We start from the raw sequence: 20,656 nt of genomic DNA on the forward strand, positions 1-20,656 counted from the left end.
GAGTAGTGCGGTGTGGGTTTGTTTTTAATTTTTGTTTGTTATTGGTCGGGGGGGTTATGGAGTCTATAAAAAAATACGTTTTGTTGCTGCTGTTGTGGGGATATGGTACGGGGACGTGGGCTATTGTGGCTGATCCGCTTGATTCTGTGCAATGGCCAACCATGTATCGGGCATTTTTAAGCGGTCATCCCGTGCAGTTTGATGATCGCATTCAGGTTTTTTCCCCAGAAAGTGCGGAAAATTCTCTGCGTGTACCCATTGCCATACGCATGACGGGCATAGAAAAAATTGAAAAAATATTGGTTTTAGCGGATTTTAACCCTTTACCCAAGGTTTTAGAATTTTTCCCACAGCAGGCCTTACCGTTTCTGGCTTTTGATATTAAATTGCAACAAGCCAGTCCCATACGTGTTGCGGTGTTGAGTGAAGGCACTTGGTATGTTGGCGGACGTTGGATTGACGCGGCTGGCGGTGGTTGTACTTTACCCAGTGCGGGACGAGTACAAGGCAATTGGGAAGAGCATTTGGGTCAAGTTTATGCTCGATTTTGGGAAAAAACACCAGAATTACAGCGTTTAAAAATTCGGATGATGCACCCGATGGATACGGGCTTGGTGTCTGGGATTCCTGCTTTTTACTTAGAACAAATGACCTTGACCACGGCAGACGGTACGCCTATTTTAACGCTACAGCCTTATGAACCCGTCAGTGAAAATCCTTTATTTACTTTTGAATTACCAAAAACATTATCTTTCCCCTTACAGCTATACAGTAAAGATAATAATGGCAATACATTTAAGGCGGAATTAATGCCATGAAAATGATTTTTTTCTCTTTTCTTTCTGGAATTGTTTGCCTATTTTCCGCGTCACTGTTCGCCAATGAATTGGATTACCAATTAAAGCCGCGTCGAATTGCCGAAAATACTTATGTATTAATAGGTGTTAATGAAGATTTTAGCGTGAAAAATGGCGGTAATATTATTAATACGGCTTTTATTGTGACGCAGGAAGGCGTGGTGGTTATCGATACGGGGCCATCTAAACAGTACGGGAAACAATTGCGAGCGGCCATTCACGCCTTGACGGATCAGCCGATTATTAAGGTGTTACATACCAACAGCCACCCGGATCGGTTTTTGGGCAATCAGGCGTTTCTTGATGTCCCGCGGTTTGCCTTGGCGAAAACCATTGAGGTGATGCGAGAAGAAGCCGATATGTTGACCGATAATTTATATCGTATGGTGGGGCGTTGGATGCAAGGGACGGAGCCTGTTTTACCTGACAGCGTGATTGAGGAAAAACAAATGGTTATCGGTCAACATCGCTTAGAATTCATTGCCTTACAAGGACATACCGATGCCGATTTGGTGATTTTAGACCATCATACAGGTGTATTATTTGCGGGCGGTTTGGTGTTTTTCGAGCGCGTCCCCACCACCCCTCATGCCCATTTACGCCAGTGGATGCACGCATTAGAACAACTGAAAACGTTAAAATTTACCCTGATGGTGCCGTCTCATGGCGAGGTGGTGACTGATTTAAGCGCGGTGGAGCAAACGATGCGTTATTTATCGTGGCTAGAAAAAACCTTGATGGATTCCGTAGAACAAGGGGAATCGATGGCAGAAGTCATGCGGGTGGCTTTGCCTGAACCTTTCGCCACTTGGGGAGTCGGACAGCGAGAATTTGAGCGTTCTGTCACCCATTTGTATCCCGCGTTGGAAAACGACACCTTAACGGCCGTGTCTGTCGTGCGTTAGCGCGGCGTGTTGAGAAGATTGCATTTAGGAGAGAAAACGGAGGAGTGGACGTGTTTATGTTACCTGAAAAGACAGATACCCGCTGGAATCGTCTGGTGACGGGGCAGCAAAATTATCGCTTGCAAACGGTGCCGGCCAGTATGTTGTTGTCTCGAATTGTTCGTTCGGTGCAAGCGGATAATTCTCCTGAAAATATCCAACGTTGTATCGAAGAAGCCCACAGTTTTTTTATGCGTTATGAGGCGATTTTAGATCGAGATATTAAAACGATTTTCGGTGCTTAAAAAATGCAACAGCCCACTCGATAATATAATGAGTTAAGCTGTTGCATTAAACATTAGAAATAAGTATTAATGGCCGCATCCAAAGTATCACGCATATCGGGATCATCCGTCAAAGGACGCACCAAAGCCATACGGCAAGCCGCTTGGGCATCGATTCCTTTGGCCACCAATTGACCCGCATAGACCAGTAAACGAGTCGAAATTCCCTCGTCTAAACCATGCCCTTTTAAATTGCGCGAACGTTGTGCGATTTGCGCCAATTTATCGGCCAAATCTTTGCCAATTCCTGATTCATGCGCAATAATTTCTGCTTCAATTTCAGGCTTGGGATAATCAAAATCTAATGCACCAAAACGTTGTTTAGTCGATTGTTTTAAATCTTTCATTAGGCTTTGATAACCGGGATTATAAGAAATCACGATTTGAAAATCAGGATGTGCGCTGACCAATTCGCCTTTTTTCTCTAAAGGTAAAACGCGACGGTGATCGGTCAAAGGATGGATCACAACCGTCGTGTCTTGACGCGCTTCCACCACTTCGTCTAAGTAACAAATCGCGCCAATACGCGCCGCAACCGTCAAAGGGCCATCTTGCCAGCGTGTGCCGTTGGCATCGAGCAGAAAACGACCCACTAAATCAGAAGCCGTCATGTCTTCGTTACACGCCACGGTAATCAGTGGCTTTTGTAACTTCCATGCCATGTATTCGACAAAACGGGTTTTACCGCAACCGGTTGGCCCTTTTAACATCACCGGCATCCGCACAGAATACGCCGCTTCGTATAAAGTGACTTCGTCATGCACCGCACGGTAATAAGGTTGGCTTGGGATAAGATATTGATCGCGCAGAGAATCGCTCATAAGGACACTCCAAACGGAAATGAAAGGATGAATGACAGGTGAATACACCCCGTCGTAAAACGGGGTGTGATTGGTTTTTACACGGGATTGCCGCGATAAATGACCATTTCTACGCCTTTAGATTGGGCATAGTTGTCATAACCAATCAAACGCACGTGATTGTCAGGATGGGCTTTGTGACAGGCTTCGGCTTCAGCCAAAATCTTATCCACATCCGTTTCACCAAACATCGGCAACTTCCACATGTACCAATAATGGTCATAGGCATTTTCAGGTTCAGTGTGTTCAACGGCAGGATTCCAGCCTTTAGACACAATATATTGAACTTGTTGGCGAATTTGCGCCGCAGTCATTTCTGGTAAATAAGAGAAAGTCTCAAATTTACGGCTGCTGGGATCGGAAAGGCTTGAATTGTAGTCTTGAATATCGCTCATGGGATCACTCCTTTGCGGGTCAGAAACTGGGATTACTTGTGGGCTACGTCTAATTTATCGACGGTGTCGAACTCGAATTTAATTTCCTTCCATGTTTCCATGGCGGCTTTCAATTCGGGACTGTGTTGTGCGGCATCGGTCAGGACTTGTTTGCCTTCTTTTTCGATGGCTACGCCACGATTACGCGCTTCTACGCAGGCTTCTAAAGCCACGCGGTTGGCAGCGGCACCGGCAGCATTGCCCCAAGGATGGCCTAATGTACCACCACCAAATTGCAATACAGCATCATCACCGAAAATAGTCACCAACGCCGGCATGTGCCACACGTGAATGCCACCTGATGCCACAGGCATGACACCCGGCATAGCACCCCAGTCTTGATCAAACATGATTCCGCGACTGCGATCTTCTTTAATAAAGGAATCGCGCATCAAATCCACCCAACCTAAAGTCGCGTGGCGGTCGCCTTCCAATTTGCCCACAACCGTACCAGAGTGTAAGTGATCGCCACCCGATAAACGCAGAGCCTTCGCCAATACGCGGAAATGAATCCCATGACGTGGATTACGGTCTAACACGGCGTGCATGGCGCGGTGAATGTGCAGCAACATGCCGTTATTGCGACACCATTGCGCTAAACCGGTGTTGGCACAGAAACCACCTGTTAAATAGTCGTGCATAATAATACGTGAGCCAAGTTCTTTGGCATATTCGGCACGGCGATACATTTCTTCGGGAGTGGGTGCGGTGACGTTTAAGTAGTGGCCTTTGCGTTCGCCGGTTTCTTGTTCGGCTTTATCAACGGCTTCCATCACGAAATCAAAACGTTGCCGCCAGCGCATGAAAGGTTGTGAGTTGACGTTTTCATCGTCTTTGGTGAAATCCAAACCACCGCGCAAGCATTCATAAACGGCGCGTCCGTAGTTTTTCGCGGACAAGCCCAATTTAGGCTTAATCGTACATCCCAATAAAGGACGGCCATATTTGTTCAGAATATCGCGCTCTACTTGGATACCATGGGGCGGCCCGTTACAGGTCATCACGTAAGCGATAGGAAAGCGCACATCTTCTAAACGTAAAGAGCGCACGGCTTTGAAACCAAACACGTTACCCACCAGTGAGGTAAACACGTTGACTACAGAACCTTCTTCAAATAGATCAATGGGATAAGCAATAAATGCGTAGAATGCTTCGTCATCGCCGGGGACATCTTCAATGGCGTAAGCACGACCTTTGTAGTGGTCTAAATCGGTGAGCAAGTCAGTCCAAACGGTCGTCCATGTTCCCGTAGAGCTTTCAGCAGCAACAGCGGCAGCGGCTTCTTCACGGGGAACGCCTGCTTGTGGCACAACTTTGAAACACGCTAAAATATCGGTGTCTTTGATGGTGTAATGGGGTTCCCAGTAAGTTTCTCGGTATTCTTTAACGCCAGCATTATAAGTTTTAACAGCCATTATTGAGTTTCTCCTCATTCCTGTTTTATTTGAATGGACTAGAATCTGAGTCGGAAGATTGAAATTCAAGCCAGTCAGTCAGATTGTTTAAGATGTAATCATGATACTGAACTTAACGATATGGATACTCGCTTATCTGTATTGGCATGACGCAACAGCCCCTCGTTGCTGTTTTGCTTTTGCGGCGCGATGCCTATAGAAGAGTCATTTTTTTGGGTTGAACTCAATCTGAAAAGCAGTGTAACGGGATTCTTCGATAAATAAAAGTTAATTGTTATTATTTTAATGATAAAGAATGATATATGATTTTTTTTCACATCGTTTAATAGCGTTAAACAAAAACACTCAGTCATTAAAATGGTTCAGAACTTTCACATTTCTACTGCTTCCTATTCCCTCCTGCTATACCAAAATTATGTGAGATATAAAAACAAATTAAGTTCTAATATCTAGCTAGATATTAGGTATAAGATACTGTTTAATTTTATTAAACTTAAACACTTTACCTGACAAAAAGGTCTCAAACATACTAGTGACTTCTTTAAAGCTTGATAGACGATGAAAATTCTTTCTGACCCAATTCTTACCTTGAAGCCAAATATCCTCGACTGGATTTTGCTCTGGGGCATTGGGCGCAAATCTTAATAAACGAACTTTCCATTCTGATTCTGGAAGTCCCCCATTTAATTTCTCTAAATAAGTTCTTAAACCTTCAGAACGATGATAACTTGCACCATCCCAAATAATCACATGACGGGCTTCTTTATATCTGTAAATGAGCCAGTTAATAAAGTCTATCGTATATTTTGTATCAGCTTTCTTTGCCCTATCTAAAATAAATTCTCCCGTATAAATATTCACCGCTCCATACCACGTTTGAGAAGTGCGATAATTACTCATCTTTATTGACGTTCTTTCTCCTTTTTTCGACCAAACATAACCACAAATATCTCCCCACAACTGATGGCTTTCGTCTTGCATCCAGTACATTACCTCTCCACTTTCTATCTGTTCACGCTCCTTATCTATTAAATCCTTAATCTCTTTTTTTTTAGCTTCTACTTTTACCTCATCTTTTGCCGAATTCTCTTTGTGTGTCTTCTTATAACTTAAATTCGCTTCTTCTAATAATTTAGTATAAGAAGTATTTGAAGAATAGAAAACATCATACTCCTCTTTTAAGTATCTCTTTAGTTCCTCTATTGTTATTGTCTTCTTTTCTTGTATCCAATTAATCACATCTTCTCGTTCACGCGGCTTTAAATACCCTGGCGAGCCTTTATACGCTAACTTTAATCCTTCCACCCCTGACGCTAAATAAATGGCTTTCCATTTATCCACAAATTGCACACTGACACAACACGCTAAAGCCGCTTCCGCACGCACAAAACCAAGCAAAGACATTCTTACTGCCATCGCTCGCTTCACTTCTCTCGCTTCACCTGTTGACATTAACTCTTCTAAATCTTCATATCTCTTGTTCATTATTCTCTCCTATTTAAAAAGTATTATTATACGACTCTGAAAAAATTGGTATATATTGAGTTGGTTTGGGTAAATCTGGATTTTCCTTGTGCGCTTGATATTGTTTTTTCCATTGCTCTAATGCCCAGTTATAGGAAAAGCGGGCTACTCCGCAGGCTTTAGCAAAGTAAGTGCGTTGCTTATTATTCGCTTTAAGTTCTATTTTGTGGGCAAGTATCATTTTATTCCTCAGCTTTCAGATTGCATTTTAGCATATTCGTCCAAAGTATAACGCTTACCTTGCGCATTGAGTCTTTCTTCAGCAATAGCCGCATCTTCCACATCTTCCAAATAAGCAATAATTGCCTGTTGAATAAAATCATTTTGCGTTATGCCTATACCAAAAAGATAGGGTTCGTAGAATCCTTATTTTGTCAGAATCAGAATTTACAGACACAAGAATTTTCAAAATTTATTCTTGCAAGTCATTTATTTTAAACATGTTTTTTATTATTTAATTCTGAAAATCCTAAAATTCTGTAAATTCTGATTCTGACAGAAAAATTTTATGAATGACTTAATTTTGGTATAGTCGTTGGGCTTCGGTATTTAAACGAGTTTCTAATTCTTTGGGGAATTCTAAAATAATCATTGCGTTACTCCAGTAAAAATTTCTCATCTGAGTCAGATTACGATTTAGCACGATTTTAGCACATCTGATTGACTTTTTTCAGCTTCAGCAATAGCCAATTTTTTCAAATTTGTCTGAATCAGGATTTTCAGAATTAAGAAATAAAGAATTTGCTGAAAATAAACCACGGGCAAGAATTAATTTTGAAAAGTCTTGTGTCTGTCAATTCTGATTCTGACAAATAAGCATTTTTGATATATTACCGACGCGCTAAAAGTATAATGTGCTAAAATTCTGTTAATTCTGATTCAGACAATAAGGAAAACACCCCATGAGCGATTTAGATACTGTCCAACTTGATGAGAAACTTCATTTGTGCCGCGTCGGAATGATGCCCAGACGCGCCAGCGTCACGTTAGCGTTCAACTAGAAAGCGTTATAAATCGGTATCAATATGCCAAATTCTCACTCTAAAAGCCGTTTTGCGTTGTTTGCTTTATTCTTGGGCATGGGCAGCGATAGCATGGCGGATGACATCAAGGAATTACTTAACCTAAGTTTAATTGAATTGATGGAAATCACGATCACATCCAACGTCGCCAAACCGGTACGCGAACAATCGGGCGTGGTCAGCGTGATTGAGGCGCAGGAAATTGCCCGTTCAGGGGCGCGCAATCTGCTCGAAATTCTCAAAACCGTGCCTGGTGTATGGGTCGGAACTGACATTGGCGGTTTGTTATCAACGACTTTTCGCGGTATTTGGGGCTTTGAGGCGAAAATACTTTTGCTCATTGACGATATTCCCCAAAATGAACAGTCTTTCGGTACTCTGCTGTTGGGTAATCGTTACCCCGCCGAGATGATTAAGCGCATTGAGATTATTCGCGGTCCGGGTTCGGTGAATTTCGGCGGTCAAGCCGAGTTGATGGTGATCAAAATCACCACTAAGGGCGCGGAACAACAGGGCGGTACGCTGTCGGTCAGTGCTGACATCAGCGAAGACAATATTCACCAGAATAACTATGTTATAACCGCAGGCGGTGATTTGAATGATACTTGGAAATACGCTGTGACCGGTTTCGCTGCACAAGGTGACTATACCAGCGCACGCTACAACGCGCCCAGCGGAGCTTCCGCCGAATTGAAAAGTAAATCCGATGTCCGTCCGTTGCACTTCAATCTTGGTTTGAATAACGATGCTTGGGACATGCGCGTCATGTATGACAAATTCCGTCAGGAAGACCTCATCGGCACTGGTGCGCTCGGACTCTTTAGCAGCAACGGCTTCACGCCGTTTTCTGACCCCAGCCAAAGATCGTTTACCAGCCTTGCCACACGCCTAGCTTACCGTTGGCAGGCAGGGGAACACCTACGCATCACCCCGTCTCTCATTTACAGCGACCAAAGCAACTGGCAAATCGAATATCCCGGTCGTTATTCGTATTATGATTTACAACGCTGGCATTTTGATGTCAACGGTGTTTACAAATTATCCGACGAGTCGAATATCCTCGCGGGAATAACGGCTTATCGTGAAAAACACCGCCAAGTATCGAGATACAAGCCGCCGAGCCTTTTCAACGGTGGCGAGCATACGGTGCAAGATTATGCCGTATATTTCCAATATGAAGTCGATACCGCTTGGGTGGATGTGACTGTGGGCGGACGTTTTGAGCATAATGACTTGGTGGGGAGCGCGTTCGTGCCACGCATTGCCCTGACTAAAGTTTGGAAACGTTTGCATACTAAACTGATGTACAACGAGGCGTTCAAAATTCCCCAGTCCATTACCGTCGCTGTCGCCGAGGCTGTCGGACGACCGTTGGCGGGTGCTGAAGATACGCACACCGTAGAATGGGAGTTGGGGTATCGCCTGAACGATGCGTGGTATCTCCAAGGCAATTTATACTGGTCAAAAATTCAGGATTACATTGCCTACGATCCTTTTGCCGTCACCACCGTGACCGCTGGTGACATCAGCACCTACGGCGGCGAATTCCAACTGCAACTGCGGCAAAACCGCTGGAGTGCCGATTTGGGTTATTCCTTGTTCATGTTGAATGACAGCAATATCGATACTTTGAGTGTGGCTGCCGACAACCATGCGGTGCTGGGCATTCCCAACCACAAGTTGAGCCTAAATCTCGGCTACAAACTGGATGACAGTGCCAGCCTGAATCTCACCGCCATCCTAGTAGGCGGGCGTTATGCCTGCGTTAGTGACCCTGAAAAATGGCTGTGCGGCGAACCACAAAAACTGGATATGGAAACCGATTTGACGGTGTTCTACCGCCGAGAGCATAAACATTGGCACTACGGCATCGGTATCGCCAACCTACTCGACACCGACGTGCGCTACGCCCAACCCTATCGTGGTGGCAGCGCACCGATACCGGGACTGGGACGACGTTTGATGGTGAATGTAGGGTATCGGTTCTGATTTCTTGCGACACCGTCTCCGTGTTGCTTGGCAATCCGACGCATAACTCGTTTAGCCATTATTCTGTCAATTCTGATTCTGACAAAAAGGAAAAAACCATGAGCGATTTAGACCTCATTGCCCAGATTGATAAGAAAATACAGCAATTGCCTTCAAATGCTTTACCAGAAGTTGAAAATTATGTCTGTTTTCTTTTAGAGAAATATCAGCGCATTACGTCGAGAACAGTTAGAAAAAGCGCAGAAGAAATCACGGAAGCCGATATTGACGCGGTGTGTGGTATCTATCGGGCGGAGCGTTCTGTCACTTTGGAACAAATGGAAGCGGCGATTGTACAAGGAGCATGGCGTGGTTGCGATTGATACGAATGTATTAGTGCGAGTGTTAGTTGAAGATAAAAACGCACTTGAACAAACTCAACTTGCAAGGCAATTTCTTAAACGAGTCAAACAAGTTTATGTGCCGCAGATAGTGCAGGTCGAATGTGTATGGGTTTTAGAACGGGCTTATTCATTGTCTAAAGGAGAGTTATTAAAGTTATTAATTTCTTTGTATGAAAGTCCCGTGTTTGTGCTGCAATCGGAAGGTATTTTTTTGCAGGCTTTAACTTTATTTCGTGAGACTCAGGTTGGTTTTGCCGATTGTTTGATTCTTTCAGAAAGCGGTTTAGAGGAATTAGAACTGGTGACATTTGATAAAAAATTAAGTCAGATGCAACATTGTCAACTTTTAGTGACTGAATTGCAATAATTTTACAAATAAATCAGAATTCACAGGATTTAAGAATATCCAGAATGAATCCTAAAACATTGTGCTAAAATTCTACAGACCATTAGCCGTTATTCTGTCAATTCTGATTCTGACAAAAAGGAAAAAAACCATGAGCGATTTAGACCTCATTGCCCAGATTGATAAGAAAATACAGCAATTGCCTTCAGAAGCAGCAATTCAAGTAAATGAATATGTTGATTCTTTATTGCAAACTTATCTGAAACAGTCTGAAATGCAATTAGACTCGCTAGACGAATGGACGAAAAGTTTAGTTGGATTGATTCCAGAAAATACGCAGACAGAAGAGTTGCTAAGACAGGAACATCAAGATGGCTTGTTGCGAAAATATCAATGATAACAGTGCTATATGATACAAATATTGTCCTTGATGTTTTAATGCAGCGGCAAGCATTTTATGTCAATTCGGCGTTAGCTTTGTCGTTAGCAGGACGCGATATTGTGCAAGGTTACGTGGCAGGACATGCACTGCAACAATAGATTATATTTTTCAAAAACAAGTGGGTTATCTCAAGAGTCGGCGCGCCATTTCTCGGTTATTGGAAAAATTACGGGTTGCACCGATTACAGAATGGGTTATCCGTCAGGGGTTAAATAGCAATTATCGAGATTTTGAAGATGCGATCACTTATTTTGCGGCTCAAGCCATTGATGCACAAATTATTGTAACTCGAAATATTAGAGATTTTTCTCTTGACGGAAAGATAAATATTTTACCACCTGAACAGCTTTTGACATTCAAGTAAATTTTCTGAATCGGAATGTCCAGAATGAATCCTAAAACATTGGGCTAAAATTCTACTAAAAACACGGCGTTGTACGAAATTTAATGTAAATTTAACTCCCCATCAGATAAATACAAGGTTCTGTCCATTCGTGCGGCCAAATTGGGATCATGTGTTACCAAAACTAAACTTGTGCCAACCGTTTGATTTAACTGCAAAATTCGCTCATAAACTTGTTCAGCGGTACGGCGATCCAAATTGCCAGTGGGTTCATCAGCCAACACACATTTAGGCTCAGTCACCAATGCCCGCGCAATCGCTGCCCGCTGGCGTTCTCCGCCCGACAATTCACCGGGCTTGTGTTGTAAACGCTGTGCCAATCCCACATCCGTCAACCATTGTCGCGCTTTTTCCTGCGCTATTTTCACCGACAATCCCCGAATTAATAAGGGTATCGCCACATTTTCTAATGCCGTAAATTCGGGCAGTAAATGATGAAATTGATAAATAAATCCTAATGTTTCATTACGCCACAAACCGCGTGCCGCAGGCGACAATTGATGAATATTACGCCCTGCCACTTGCACCTCGCCTTGTGTGGGTTCATCCAAACCACCTAACACGTGCAACAAGGTACTTTTTCCCGATCCCGACGCGCCCACAATAGCGACTTGCTCCCCCGCTTGTATCGATAAGTTAATGTTTTTTAACACAGAAACCGATAGTTCCCCTTGCTCAAAACGCTTGTGTAAATTTTGGCAGGCCAGCACCGTTGCTTTTATATTACTCATAACGCAAAGCCTCCGCAGGTTGAGTCCGTGAAGCACGATAAGCGGGATATAAAGTGGCTAATAGACTGATTAAAAAGGCATTTATCGTTATCCAATACACATCAGCCATGCGCAAATCAGAAGGAATGTCACTGATATAATACACATCAGCCGATAAAAATTTCATATTAAAAAAGTTTTCAATCGCAGGCACTAAAGTCTCCACATTTAACGCCAAACTCACTCCACCAATCACGCCCAATAACGTACCAAATAAACCAATAATAACGCCTTGCACCACAAAAATAGCCATGATCGTTAAAGGCGTTGCACCTAATGTTCTTAAAATCGCAATATCGGCTTGTTTATCGGTGACTAACATAACTAATGTAGAAATAATATTAAATGCGGCCACGGCAATAATTAACGTTAAAATAATAAACATCACTCGTTTTTCCATTTGAATGGCGCGGAAAAAATTAGCGTGGCGATACGTCCAATCCGCCACCTGATAACCTGCGGGTAATTCTTGACGCAATTGATCGGCGAATTGCGGCGCGGCAAACATGTCTGTAATTTTAATATTTAGCCCCTGTGCGCTGCCTTCGGGTAAACGTAATAATTTCGCCGCATCGGACATGTGCATAAGAATCAAGGAGCTATCAAATTCGTGCATGCCAATACGAAATACTCCTTGCACCGTCATGCGTTTCATTCGTGGGACTAAACCGACGGGAGTGACCGTTGCTTGTGGCACAACGACAGTCACTTGTTCGCCAATTCTCACACCTAAAGATCGCTGCAATTCTTCGCCAATTAAAATATGAAAACTATCCGGTAGTAATGCTTCTACGCTGCCCAATAACATTTTATCTTGCACCACAGAAATGCTTTTTTCTAATTCGGGATCAATGCCTTGAATTAAAGTACCATAAACGGCTTGATTGCGCGTAATCATGGCTTGACCTTGAATAAAAGGCGCGACTCCTGTGATGTTAGGATAATCTTTTAAATGGGTCATTAATGCAGGCCAATCGTTCAAATGATTGTCAAAATAAGGCATAATAAACACATGCGGCGACATGCCTAACATGCGCACACGCAATTCTTTTTCAAAGCCATTCATCACCGATAAAATCGTGATCATCGCCGTCACTCCCACGGCAATACTCAGCATGGAAATAAGCGAAATAAAAGAAATAAAATGATTACGGCGTTTGGCGCGAGTGTAGCGCATGCCGATATACAATGCGAGCGGTTTAAACATGCCAATCCATTTGTTGATTGTTATCTGAATTAAAATTTATATCATTGATCATGATTTAATTTACTGATTCAGGAAAAATAAAAGTTTTAATCACATCACTCTGCGATGCAGGCATAAGCTCTTTTTAAAGAAGCCATTGTAACAATCCAAATAAGGCGAATAAAATAGGTTGATGCAATAAATAAATCCATAAACTATATTGTCCTAATTGACTGAGCGATTGGGTCAACTTATTTTTAGGAATAAAGCAACAGGTTGGATGAAGTTGTAAATAACGCCCCGCAAACATCCCCACCAACATCACCCCAAACCACGGCAAAAATGGCACATAATCTTCCGTCGCAGGTTTATGCGTCATCAACCCAACCCATTGCCACTGCGCTTGATTAAAAAATTCATGCTGCACCGTCATCCCGATCAGCCACAAACTGATGCCTAAAATCAAATTAAACCCATAAGCGCGTCGAAATAACACCGCGATGATGCTGGCTAATGCAATAAAATGAAGAATGCCAAAAAAAATAAAACGCAATCCAAATAAACCATAACTGACCACACTAATCGCCACCGCCGCACCACCGATGATGCCCACACGTTTTACTAAACTGCGCCAATTGTAAGCGGGTGATAACATGACACTCACGCCTACAATCGCCACAAAACATCCCACAATCACCGCTCGCCATCCCAACCAAAACGGGTGTTGATTCAAAGCAAATTGCGCCCAGCCAAATAAGGTGAGATCGTAACAAATGTGGTAAGCGATCATCATCACCACCGCACCACCACGCAAAACGTCCACTGTAAAATAACGAGTGTGCATTGAAAAATCAGGATTTCGTAGAATAATCCGCTAATAATGGTAATGCAAATGCTGCCCAAACATATCGGGAGTCACCAACACCACCCCCTGCGGACTGACATCAAAACGCTGCGCATCGCGCACCAAATCAATACCAATTTCCGTATGATCAGGAATCACACACCCTTTATCAATCACCGCTTTACGAATACGACAATGCTGCCCAATCTGCACATCAGGCAACACCACGCTGTCTTCTAACTGACTGTAGGCATTCACTTTTACATTAGAAAAGAGCAAAGAATGCACAATTTTCGCCCCCGACACCACACAGCCCCCCGACACCATCGAATCCAAAGCCATCCCCATGCGATCTTCATCTTCAAACACAAATTTTGCAGGCGGTAATTGTTCTTGATACGTCCAAATCGGCCATTGTTTATCATATAAATCTAATTCGGGCGCAACTGAAATTAACTCCATATTCGCCTCCCAAAACGCATCTACCGTTCCCACATCGCGCCAATACGCTTGTTGTCCACTGTGCGCGTCCCGAAAAGGATAAGTAAACACACGACAAGATTGAATTAATTTAGGAATAATATCTTTACCAAAATCATGCGAAGATTGAAGATTTTCCGCGTCACTGGACAATTGTTCATATAAAAATTGGGTATTAAACACATAAATCCCCATCGAAGCCAACGCCACATCGGGATTATTTGGCAGAGATTGTGGATGTGCGGGTTTTTCATTAAATTGCAACACGCGCCCCTCCGCGTCCACGCTCATCACGCCAAAGGCTTTGGCCATGTTTAACGACACCTCCAAACACCCCACCGTCATATCCGCTTCACGCGCCACATGGGCAGCGATCATCGCGCCATAATCCATTTTATAAATGTGATCGCCCGCGAGAATTAACACATAATCGGGTTCATGACTGCGAATAATATCCAAATTTTGATATACCGCATCTGCTGTGCCTGCATACCACGCTTCTTGCAAACGTTGTTGGGCGGGAATTAGCTCAATAAATTCACTAAATTCTCCCCGTAAAAATCCCCAACCTTTCTGCACATGACGAATTAAAGAATGGGATTTATATTGTGTCAAAATCGCCACTCGACGAATGCCCGAATTAATGCAATTCGATAACGGAAAATCAATAATCCGAAATTTACCCCCAAAAGGCACCGCAGGTTTCGCCCGCCAATCCGTCAAATGACTCAAGCGCGCTCCCCGCCCCCCCGCTAAAATAATGGCCAAAGTATGACGGGTCAAACGGCTGACAAAACGAGGGTCTGATTCAAACTGCATGGTCACAAAATCTCCGCAAGAAGCAATATTAGGCATAAGTACCTAACGGAAAATAATCTGGCATATCAATATTTCTACCGCCCCCCAGCCCCCTCCTGCTAGGAGGGGGAGAAAGAGGTTATTTTTATGGTTAAAATTTAACAAGATAACCTCATCTCTTCTTTCCCCCCTCCTAGCAGGAGGGGGGTAGGGGGGCGGTAGAAATGTGAAAATTCTGAACGTTTTTAATACCTGAATACTTTTTTAACTACTTATTTTAAAACGGGTAAAAATAAAAACGCGCTAAAATAGGGGTAACGCGAAAACCACAACGTTACCCCTATCTTTAGAAAAACATTCACACATCAAATAAACAACGCATTCGCTCAATGTGTGTTTTTAAAATAACGGTGCAATAAGCGACAAGTCGAATCAAAAGAATCTCGCTCACTGTCACTGCGCAATTCTCGACACAAGGGGCCACCTTCTTCATCGACATATTCCGCAATTAATTCTCCCACTGCGCGTTGACGCAAATGTGGATTAATATGACTGGCGCGCACCATTTCCGAACCCAATAATCTTAAATTCGCAAAATGCTGCTGTAATTGCATTTCCGCCACGCCATTATAAATAAGCGATAACATAAACGGTTTTAATTCCGCCAAAATCTGTTGACCATAATGATCATCGTCATGAGTGACTTCCCAACACGCTGGCCAATCCGAAAGATCAGCACAATAACTGTGTAAAACACTTTCTTCAGGCGATGAAAATTGCGATCTGGCCGCGCGGGAAATCGCGGTGGATACTGGGGTCATGATTGACTCCTCCTTATGGGTGATGATGCGTAGTCTTTAAATAGCTTAATTGAAATTAAAATCAATTTAATCCAATTAACCTGTCGCGGTGTCTTTCCATGACGATTAAGGTTAAGAATCCATTATGGTTTTAAAATCATATATTTTTCGTCATGAACGCTACGTACATACGTCGAAATTATTATTGTTATTGGTTGCGAGTTATTTTTCTATTCGCTTCAACTCATTATATTATATCGCCTAGAATCCCTATTGTCTTGTAAGAAAAGCCTACTTTTTCCCAAATGCACGACATTTTTATCACGACGCGCTACCTCTGGACAACATTCCCACAGGCATGTGGGAACGAGAAAAACGAGAAAAAAATGCTTAGAATAACGGTTGCAAACCCAATTCTTTTAAATACTCATTATGCTGATTTCTCGCCGTGGTGATGTTGTTTTCTATGGCGGTTAATTCGTCATAGACTTGATCTAAATCAATAACTTCCTCAGCCGTGGCGGTGCTGATGTAGCGGGAAATGTTGAGATTGTAGCCGTTTTCTTCGATTTCTGACATCGACACTCGACGCGAATAACGCGCTTCTTCTTTGCGATGTTGATAAGTGTCAATTATCTTGTCAATATGCTCTGGCAATAGTCTGTTTTGGCGTTTGCCTTTTTCAAAATAATCGCTGGCGTTGATAAATAAAATATCGTCTGGCTTTTTGCACTTTTTTAATACCAAAATACACACGGGAATGCCTGTGGAATAAAATAAATTCGCAGGTAAACCAATGACTGTATCAATATTGCCGTCTTTGAGTAATTTGGTGCGTATGCGCTCCTCCGCGCCACCACGAAATAACACGCCATGCGGGAGAATAATCGCCATCACGCCATCTTCTTTCAAATAATGAAAACCATGCAGCAAAAACGCAAAATCCGCCGCCGATTTGGGCGCAAGACCGTAATCTTTAAAACGCATGTCATGACTGAGGGACTCTGTCGGCTCCCAACGATAACTAAATGGGGGATTCGCTACGACGGCATCAAAACGGAGTTTTTTCGCAGGATTCGCTTCTTGTAATTTGTCCCAATCGTTTAATAAAGTATCACCGTGATAAATTTCAAATTCGGAATCTTTGACCCCATGCAGTAACATGTTCATGCGGGCAAGGTTGTACGTGGTGATGTTCTTTTCTTGGCCGTAAATGCTGCCAATGTTGTTTTTTCCCATGCGGTGGCGAATGTTTAATAGCAATGAACCCGAACCACAGGCAAAATCCAGTATGTGGCCAAGTCGGGCTTTTTTGCCTGTCGCTGGCTCTTGGCAGTCTAGGGTGACAATGCCGGATAAAATGCTGGAAATCGGTTGGGGGGTGTAGAATTCGCCCGCTTTTTTGCCTGATCCCGCTGCAAATTGACCAATTAAAAACTCGTAAGCATCGCCTAAGCTGTCGCTGTCGGTGGAAAATTGCGCCAAGCCTTCGTTAAGTTTGCTGATGATGGTACAGAGTTTGTCATTGCGCGTTTTTGTCGTTTTGCCTAGCTTTTCTGAACTCAGGTTAATTTCTGAAAATAAGCCGTTGAATGTGCTGGCAAAAGATTCGTTTTCGATGTATTTAAATCCATCGTGTAAGGTTTCTAATAGTCCGTCTTTTTGTTGGCGCGCCATTTCTGCGATTGAATTCCATAAGTAGCGCGGATCAATCACGTAGTGCATTCTGCGGCGCATGGTTTTCTCAAATTCTTCTATGTCGGCGGCATTGTTTTCGTACCACACAGCAAGGGGCGGACGTTTGTCGTCTTCGCTCAGTTGTGGGTAATCTTTGCCCAGTTCTTTTTTAGCGGCCTCTTCGTAATTGCTTGATAAATATCTTAAAAAGAGAAAAGATAACATGTAATCACGAAAATCATCCGCATTCATCGCGCCACGTAATTGGTCGGCAATCGCCCATAATGTACTGCCTAATTGTTTTTATTCTGGATCGGTCATGGTGCTTGTTTCTTTGGTTGTGTTTGTTTGTGTTTGTTTTTTCTGGGTTTGAACTACCGAGGATTCCTCGCTAGTTGCCTCTCGTTGTAATTCATCATCATCATAGATATTTTTCAAATGTAGTGCAATGTTATCTTGCGATACATTAAATAATTCTGCCATTTGTTTCTGATTAAGCCAAACCGTGCCGCGATCAGTGCGCAGTTGCACTTGAGCCTGACCATCTTCGCTGGTGTAGAGGATAAATTGTGTCATATTTCAACTGTTCTTTTGTGATATACAAAAAAGATATAATTCTTAGAATCCTTATTTGTCAGAATCAGAATTTACAGAATTAAAGAATTTTCAAAATTGACGCTTGCAAGTCGTTTATTTTCAGAAAATTTTTTATTTTTTAATTCTGAAAATCCTAAAATTCTGTGAATTCTGATTCTGACAGAAAAATTTTATGAACGACTTAATTTTGGTATAGGTAAATTTAACATAAGATTTTCTCCTTATTCATCAATCGCCACAGGAAACAATCGCTGCATTAGCCCTTTTTTATGTTTTTTTAGCGCGATATTTTTTCCCGTAAATTCATTGCTTGCTTACTAATTTCTTCGATGCTTTGATCCATATCAATATTTTGTCGCCATTGGGTATAATCAAAAGGTTCTCGTTGAATCAGGGCGATAAATCTTTCCATTTCAATATCGCCTAAATATTCGGCAAGGATTTGAACGCCTTTTACACGTATTTCCGTATCAGTCATCATGTTAGTGTTTCTCTAATAAAGTTAATTGGGTCTTTCACGCGAACATCTCTAATAAATTCAGTTTTTTTGAGAATGCCATTATCTGTAGTTAAAAAATAGTCTGCTCCAGCAACCACTGCACAAGCAATATGCAAAGCATCAAATCTCTTTAGATTCAGTTCATTAAGTGAATGAGCAAGATGCAAAATACGATCTGTTGCCTCTATGTCAAAGTTAGCATATTTTTTCCATTTTCTAATCTGCTCTCGCCGCTCTCGGAATGGATTTTTTTCATTCTCATAATCTAAGATATATGACCAAACCAGTTCATATACACCCATGCGAATCTTTTCTTGTATATTTAGTTTTGCCTCAGATTCCAGCAATATTTTGATATTAGATTGGTCATCAAATGGACGGTTAAACATACAATTATCAAGATAGAGTTTCACAATCTATTCCTCTTCCACCACAGGAAACAATCGCTGCATTAGCCCTTTTTTATGTTTTTTTAGCGCGTCGAGTTTTTGACTTTGCGCGGTTATTAAGTCATCTAATGAAGAAAGGCAGGCGGCGATTTTTTGTTGTTCGGGGAGGGAGGGGAAGTAAATTTTAAACTTCTTAATTTCTGCCACCGTTAGCTGTTGTTGAGCATTTCCAAAAGCAGTATTTTCTATACAAACACCTAAAACTTCAGACTTAGAAAAAATATACAAGTAATTAGGTTTAATTTTTTCCGTTTTTACTCTTAAAATAACCATGCCAGAATTAATGCGAATGTTGTCATAAGGTATATTTTGGGAAAAATATGCAAACTGACCAACAGAGCCTCTTGTTGTTAAAATAATATCTTCACGTTGCAATTTTCCCTTTCTTAAAATTGCATCTTTTTCTTTTTTAATAAATTGATTTTCTTCAAATTTAAATCCATTTTTTGTCACATTCTTTGCGTTTAAAAAAAGACAATATTCAGATTTATAAAATTCATCTATTTTAGGATAATTTTTTCCTCTATCTCCATCAATCACTTCTACTAACTCCCCCAAACTTTTCTCCACCCACTCCCCCGCCTCCCGAAACTCAGGAAAGCGCAAACTAGGCACAGTTTGACCTTCTGCGGGGAAAAGCTGTTGCATTAGCCCTTTTTTATGTTTTTTTAGCGCGTCGAGTTTTTGGCTGTGCGCGGTAATTAATTCATCTAATGAAGAAAGGCAGGCGGCGATTTTTTGTTGTTCTTCTATTTTTGGGAGCAAAACCGTTAATTGAAGAAAATCTTTTTTATTCATTACTCTATTACGACCCGCACCTCCAGGTGATATTAGTCCTAATTTATATATAAATACTCTATCTATTATCACATACCGAAAGAAACTTGACGTTGAAACCTTTTCTTTAAAAATATAAGTTGGGAATCTATGCGAAACATAGGATAAATGATCTTGTTTACCTACAATTGCAATTGCCCTTTCCCAAGCAAATGTGATATTTACAATTAAATCATCTTGATGAACTAAATAGAGTTTATCCATTGAGTTTTTTTCAGGTGCTTGATCTGGCTTATGAAAAGTACCTTTCCCATGGCTGCGAATCCCTAGAGCCAAATAACTTGACTCAGGCTTTGTAACTTGGCGGATACTTGGTGTAACAATATCAACTAATTTTTTCTCCACCCATTCCCCCGCCTCCCAAAACTCAGGAAAGCGCAAACTAGGCACAAGGGGAGAGGATTTTTTATTTTTCATGGGGTTGTTCTTCCAATGGGTTATGAAGGGATAAATTCAGAAAACAACGATCTTGACGCTGTTCACGCTGCCACGCCACAGGGTCGGCAATATCCCCAAACGGATTAAGTTTTGCAGCCTCTTCTAAAGCTTCAGCAAGGCGTTTGCGTCGCTGCTCATCAGATACTTCTGGCGCAATATCGCGCTCGCTACGCGCTTTTTGCTCCAAATAAATCGCATAATTGAGCAATTCAGCCTGCAAAGCCAAAGGCAATGACGCAGCATGTTGTTGAACTTGTTGTAAAATAGTATTCATAATAAGTAGTTAAATAAAAGTATTCAGGTATTAAAAACGTTCAGAATTTTCACATTTCTACCGCCCCCCTACCCCCCTCCTGCTAGGAGGGGGGAAAGAAGAAA

Annotated in this window: 25 protein-coding genes; 9 read left to right on the top strand and 16 right to left on the bottom strand. The window is 42.2% G+C overall.

All coding sequences use genetic code 11. The features are described from left to right. Positions 1–56: 56 nt before the first annotated feature. Genes TPSD3_RS13250 through TPSD3_RS13260 form a run of 3 tightly spaced genes read left to right on the top strand, consistent with a single transcriptional unit; the run spans position 57 to position 2,046 of the window. Positions 57–818: a quinoprotein dehydrogenase-associated SoxYZ-like carrier gene (locus TPSD3_RS13250; protein WP_086488993.1), complete on the top strand. Its 762-nt coding sequence runs from the start codon at positions 57–59 to the stop codon at positions 816–818. Then, on the top strand, positions 815–1,762 hold the full coding sequence (locus tag TPSD3_RS13255) for a quinoprotein relay system zinc metallohydrolase 1 (protein ID WP_086488994.1): 948 nt from the start codon (positions 815–817) through the stop codon (positions 1,760–1,762). The genes TPSD3_RS13250 and TPSD3_RS13255 overlap by 4 nt, the downstream gene beginning before the upstream one ends. 56 nt (positions 1,763–1,818) lie before the next feature. After that, the gene (locus TPSD3_RS13260) at positions 1,819–2,046 is read left to right on the top strand and encodes a hypothetical protein (protein WP_086488995.1); all 228 of its coding nucleotides are present in this window, start codon (positions 1,819–1,821) and stop codon (positions 2,044–2,046) included. Between the two features lie 53 nt (positions 2,047–2,099). Here TPSD3_RS13260 and TPSD3_RS13265 read toward each other — a convergent pair whose 3' ends face one another. The 5 genes from TPSD3_RS13265 to TPSD3_RS13285 form a co-directional block, all read right to left on the bottom strand. Then, positions 2,100–2,906 carry a CbbQ/NirQ/NorQ/GpvN family protein gene (locus TPSD3_RS13265; RefSeq protein WP_086488996.1) on the bottom strand — a complete coding sequence of 269 codons (807 nt, stop codon included), beginning with the start codon at positions 2,904–2,906 and terminating at the stop codon, positions 2,100–2,102. A gap of 77 nt (positions 2,907–2,983) precedes the next feature. After that, complete coding sequence (locus tag TPSD3_RS13270; protein ID WP_086488997.1) at positions 2,984–3,340, bottom strand: ribulose bisphosphate carboxylase small subunit; 357 nt, start codon at positions 3,338–3,340, stop codon at positions 2,984–2,986. A gap of 32 nt (positions 3,341–3,372) precedes the next feature. Then, complete coding sequence (locus TPSD3_RS13275; RefSeq protein WP_086488998.1) at positions 3,373–4,794, bottom strand: form I ribulose bisphosphate carboxylase large subunit; 1,422 nt, start codon at positions 4,792–4,794, stop codon at positions 3,373–3,375. Positions 4,795–5,247: 453 nt separating this feature from the next. Next, complete coding sequence (locus TPSD3_RS13280) at positions 5,248–6,279, bottom strand: IS630 family transposase (protein ID WP_086486662.1); 1,032 nt, start codon at positions 6,277–6,279, stop codon at positions 5,248–5,250. Positions 6,280–6,292: 13 nt separating this feature from the next. Then, positions 6,293–6,499, bottom strand: a complete 207-nt coding sequence (locus TPSD3_RS13285; RefSeq protein ID WP_086488999.1) for a helix-turn-helix domain-containing protein — start codon at positions 6,497–6,499, stop codon at positions 6,293–6,295. A gap of 844 nt (positions 6,500–7,343) precedes the next feature. On the opposite strand from TPSD3_RS13285, the gene TPSD3_RS13290 reads away from it, so the two are divergent. From TPSD3_RS13290 to TPSD3_RS17805, 6 genes are all read left to right on the top strand, one after another. Further along, entirely contained in the window at positions 7,344–9,329 is a 1,986-nt protein-coding gene (locus tag TPSD3_RS13290) for a TonB-dependent receptor plug domain-containing protein (protein ID WP_086489000.1), read from the top strand. A gap of 98 nt (positions 9,330–9,427) precedes the next feature. Beyond that, positions 9,428–9,691 (top strand): DUF2281 domain-containing protein, encoded by a 264-nt coding sequence (locus TPSD3_RS13295; protein WP_086489001.1) that lies wholly within the window; start codon positions 9,428–9,430, stop codon positions 9,689–9,691. Beyond that, the gene (locus tag TPSD3_RS13300; protein WP_086489002.1) at positions 9,678–10,079 is read left to right on the top strand and encodes a type II toxin-antitoxin system VapC family toxin; all 402 of its coding nucleotides are present in this window, start codon (positions 9,678–9,680) and stop codon (positions 10,077–10,079) included. The genes TPSD3_RS13295 and TPSD3_RS13300 overlap by 14 nt, the downstream gene beginning before the upstream one ends. Before the next feature lie 130 nt (positions 10,080–10,209). After that, positions 10,210–10,455: a hypothetical protein gene (locus TPSD3_RS13305; RefSeq protein WP_086489003.1), complete on the top strand. Its 246-nt coding sequence runs from the start codon at positions 10,210–10,212 to the stop codon at positions 10,453–10,455. After that, positions 10,452–10,598, top strand: coding sequence for a PIN domain-containing protein (locus tag TPSD3_RS17800; protein WP_217884465.1), 147 nt, complete (start codon positions 10,452–10,454; stop codon positions 10,596–10,598). The genes TPSD3_RS13305 and TPSD3_RS17800 overlap by 4 nt, the downstream gene beginning before the upstream one ends. Positions 10,599–10,618: 20 nt before the next feature. Beyond that, positions 10,619–10,864 carry a PIN domain-containing protein gene (locus TPSD3_RS17805; protein WP_217884466.1) on the top strand — a complete coding sequence of 82 codons (246 nt, stop codon included), beginning with the start codon at positions 10,619–10,621 and terminating at the stop codon, positions 10,862–10,864. Positions 10,865–10,944: 80 nt separating this feature from the next. On the opposite strand, the gene lolD is transcribed toward TPSD3_RS17805, so the two are convergent. The 11 genes from lolD to TPSD3_RS13365 form a co-directional block, all read right to left on the bottom strand. Continuing rightward, the gene (gene lolD, locus TPSD3_RS13315; protein WP_086489004.1) at positions 10,945–11,634 is read right to left on the bottom strand and encodes a lipoprotein-releasing ABC transporter ATP-binding protein LolD; all 690 of its coding nucleotides are present in this window, start codon (positions 11,632–11,634) and stop codon (positions 10,945–10,947) included. Then, positions 11,627–12,880 carry a lipoprotein-releasing ABC transporter permease subunit gene (locus TPSD3_RS13320; RefSeq protein WP_086489005.1) on the bottom strand — a complete coding sequence of 418 codons (1,254 nt, stop codon included), beginning with the start codon at positions 12,878–12,880 and terminating at the stop codon, positions 11,627–11,629. The genes lolD and TPSD3_RS13320 overlap by 8 nt, the downstream gene beginning before the upstream one ends. A gap of 124 nt (positions 12,881–13,004) precedes the next feature. Continuing rightward, the gene (locus TPSD3_RS13325; RefSeq protein ID WP_086489006.1) at positions 13,005–13,703 is read right to left on the bottom strand and encodes an acetyltransferase domain-containing protein; all 699 of its coding nucleotides are present in this window, start codon (positions 13,701–13,703) and stop codon (positions 13,005–13,007) included. 30 nt (positions 13,704–13,733) lie between these two features. Then, positions 13,734–15,002, bottom strand: coding sequence for a glucose-1-phosphate adenylyltransferase (gene glgC, locus TPSD3_RS13330; protein ID WP_086489007.1), 1,269 nt, complete (start codon positions 15,000–15,002; stop codon positions 13,734–13,736). Between the two features lie 365 nt (positions 15,003–15,367). Continuing rightward, a complete protein-coding gene (locus tag TPSD3_RS13335; protein WP_086489008.1) occupies positions 15,368–15,802 on the bottom strand; it encodes a hypothetical protein in 435 nt (144 codons plus the stop codon). Positions 15,803–16,171: 369 nt separating this feature from the next. Beyond that, complete coding sequence (locus tag TPSD3_RS13340; RefSeq protein ID WP_245391608.1) at positions 16,172–17,710, bottom strand: type I restriction-modification system subunit M; 1,539 nt, start codon at positions 17,708–17,710, stop codon at positions 16,172–16,174. 51 nt (positions 17,711–17,761) lie between these two features. After that, complete coding sequence (locus TPSD3_RS18005) at positions 17,762–18,034, bottom strand: virulence RhuM family protein (protein WP_245391609.1); 273 nt, start codon at positions 18,032–18,034, stop codon at positions 17,762–17,764. 298 nt (positions 18,035–18,332) lie between these two features. Further along, the gene (locus tag TPSD3_RS13350; protein ID WP_086489009.1) at positions 18,333–18,536 is read right to left on the bottom strand and encodes a hypothetical protein; all 204 of its coding nucleotides are present in this window, start codon (positions 18,534–18,536) and stop codon (positions 18,333–18,335) included. Next, on the bottom strand, positions 18,533–18,967 hold the full coding sequence (locus tag TPSD3_RS13355) for a PIN domain-containing protein (protein ID WP_086489010.1): 435 nt from the start codon (positions 18,965–18,967) through the stop codon (positions 18,533–18,535). The genes TPSD3_RS13350 and TPSD3_RS13355 overlap by 4 nt, the downstream gene beginning before the upstream one ends. Positions 18,968–18,970: 3 nt before the next feature. Next, complete coding sequence (locus tag TPSD3_RS13360; RefSeq protein WP_086489011.1) at positions 18,971–20,257, bottom strand: restriction endonuclease subunit S; 1,287 nt, start codon at positions 20,255–20,257, stop codon at positions 18,971–18,973. Next, complete coding sequence (locus tag TPSD3_RS13365) at positions 20,247–20,552, bottom strand: hypothetical protein (RefSeq protein WP_086489012.1); 306 nt, start codon at positions 20,550–20,552, stop codon at positions 20,247–20,249. The genes TPSD3_RS13360 and TPSD3_RS13365 overlap by 11 nt, the downstream gene beginning before the upstream one ends. Between the last annotated feature and the right edge of the window lie 104 nt (positions 20,553–20,656).

This window comes from Thioflexithrix psekupsensis, from assembly GCF_002149925.1.
Lineage (GTDB): Bacteria > Pseudomonadota > Gammaproteobacteria > Beggiatoales > Beggiatoaceae > Thioflexithrix > Thioflexithrix psekupsensis.